The organism is Ruegeria intermedia (assembly GCF_900129345.1).
GTDB classification, from domain to species: domain Bacteria; phylum Pseudomonadota; class Alphaproteobacteria; order Rhodobacterales; family Rhodobacteraceae; genus Ruegeria; species Ruegeria intermedia.
Genome location: NZ_FQVK01000052.1, coordinates 1 through 2,500 on the forward strand (window position 1 = coordinate 1; position 2,500 = coordinate 2,500).

A 2,500-nucleotide genomic window follows, 5' to 3' on the forward strand; every position below is an offset into this window, starting at 1 on the left:
GACCTTCAGGTTATGAGCCTGACGAGCTACCTGGCTGCTCCACCCCGCGACGATTGTTTGTCTTGGCCCTTTTTTGGCTTTGACTTTATTGGCCTTTTGTTTTTGGAGGCCATTGTCGCTTTTTTGATCGTTTAGAGAGAATGGGGGATTTTACTAGGTTTGGCGGTGACCTACTCTCCCAGGGCTTGAGCCCAAGTACCATCGGCGCTGCAGCACTTAACTTCCGGGTTCGGGATGGGACCGGGTGTTTTGCTTGCGCTATGACCACCAAACCGAGGAAAATCCCCACGTCGACTTTCTTGCGGAGCAAGAAAGCGACGCGCGGCAGGCAGCGTATTCGCGAATCGAATGCGCGTTGCCGCACGGTTTTGTTTTCAATCAACGCCGTGCAGTCTGCTTTTGCAGACTGTCACGCGCGGCAGGCAGCGTATTCGTTTACGAATGCGCGTTGCCGCAATTTAGCTGTCCTTGGTCAAGGTCGGTGTATGCTTCTGGTTTGATTTGTCTTTCTGTTACTGGATCAAATCAAGCCTATCGGGCGATTAGTACCGGTCAACTGAACGCATTGCTGCGCTTACATCTCCGGCCTATTGACGTGGTGGTCTTCCACGGCCCTCAGGGAGACCTTGTTTTGAGGGGGGCTTCCCGCTTAGATGCCTTCAGCGGTTATCCTGTCCGATCATAGCTACCCTGCACTGCCGTTGGCACGACAACAGGTCCACCAGTGGATCGTTCACCCCGGTCCTCTCGTACTAGGGGCAACTCCTCTCAAGTCTCCTACACCCACGGCAGATAGGGACCGAACTGTCTCACGACGTTCTAAACCCAGCTCACGTACCTCTTTAAACGGCGAACAGCCGTACCCTTGGGACCTGCTCCAGCCCCAGGATGAGATGAGCCGACATCGAGGTGCCAAACACTGCCGTCGATATGGACTCTTGGGCAGTATCAGCCTGTTATCCCCGGCGTACCTTTTATCCGTTGAGCGATGGCCCTTCCACTCGGGACCACCGGATCACTATGGCCGTCTTTCGACTCTGCTCGACTTGTCAGTCTCGCAGTCAGGCTGGCTTCTGCCATTGCACTCAACGAGCGATTTCCGACCGCTCTGAGCCAACCTTCGCGCGCCTCCGTTACGCTTTAGGAGGCGACCGCCCCAGTCAAACTACCCGCCACGCAGGGTCCCGGATCCGGATAACGGACCGCGGTTAGACATCAAGAATGCAAAGGGTGGTATCTCAAGGGAGGCTCCACAGGAACTGGCGTCCCTGCTTCGAAGCCTACCACCTATCCTGCACATTGCAGTCCTGATGCCAGTGCGAAGCTGTAGTAAAGGTGCACGGGGTCTTTCCGTCTAACCGCGGGAAGCCTGCATCTTGACAGGCAATTCAATTTCGCTGAGTCGATGTTGGAGACAGCGGGGAAGTCGTTACGCCATTCGTGCAGGTCGGAACTTACCCGACAAGGAATTTCGCTACCTTAGGACCGTTATAGTTACGGCCGCCGTTTACCTGGGCTTCAATTCAAGGCTCTCACCTCTCCTTTTAACCTTCAGGCACCGGGCAGGCGTCAGACCCTATACGTCGTCTTGCGACTTCGCAGAGCCCTGTGTTTTTAATAAACAGTCGCCACCCCCTGGTTTGTGCCCCCAGCCCCTAGTTGCCTAGGAACCGGGCCTCCTTCTCGCGAACTTACGGAGGTATTTTGCCGAGTTCCTTCAACATCGTTCTCTCAAGCGCCTTGGTATGCTCTACCAGTCCACCTGTGTCGGTTTAGGGTACGGTCTGACAGGAGGGCTATTTCCAGGAACCTCTCAGCAGCCCAGTCAATCCGATAAGACTGAACTACACCCGAGATCCGTCACCACTCCACGGCCCAGGAATATTAACCTGGTTCCCATCGCCTACGCCTTTCGGCCTCGGCTTAGGGGCCGGCTTACCCTGCTCAGATTAGCTTTAAGCAGGAACCCTTGGACTTTCGGCGAGAGTGTCTCTCACACTCTTTGTCGCTACTCATGTCATCATTCTCACTAGTGATCTCTCCACCGGATCCCTCACAGGCCGGCTTCATCGAAAGAACTCTATCCTGCGCTACCGCCTATTCGGCCACTTGAGCGCGGTTGCCCGCGCCACGTAACCGGCGGCAATACAGGATGAGTTCTATGTCACACTACGCTCTGCTACCATGCCTTACGGCATCCGAAGCTTCGGCTCATGGCTTGAGCCCCGTTACATCTTCGCCGCAGGACAACTTGTTTAGACCAGTGAGCTGTTACGCTATCTTTAAAGGATGGCTGCTTCTAAGCCAACCTCCTGGTTGTTTTGGTCGTCCCACCTGCTTTCCCACTTAGCCATGAATTGGGGGCCTTAGCTGTCGGTCAGGGTTGTTTCCCTCTCCACTACGGACGTTAGCATCCGCAGTGTGTCTGCCATCTAGTACTCCCGGGTATTCGGAGTTTGGTTAGGATCAGTAAGCCTGTGGGGCCCCATTACCCATCCAG

Annotated in this window: 2 rRNA genes (1 of these 2 cut by a window edge); both read right to left on the reverse strand. The window is 55.1% G+C overall.

Annotated features, from left to right (window positions below):
• Positions 1–157: 157 nt before the first annotated feature.
• A 5S ribosomal RNA gene (gene rrf / locus F3H26_RS18830) occupies positions 158–272 on the reverse strand.
• 249 nt (positions 273–521) lie between these two features.
• Positions 522–2,500, reverse strand: a 23S ribosomal RNA gene (locus F3H26_RS18835) (it continues 888 nt past the right edge of the window).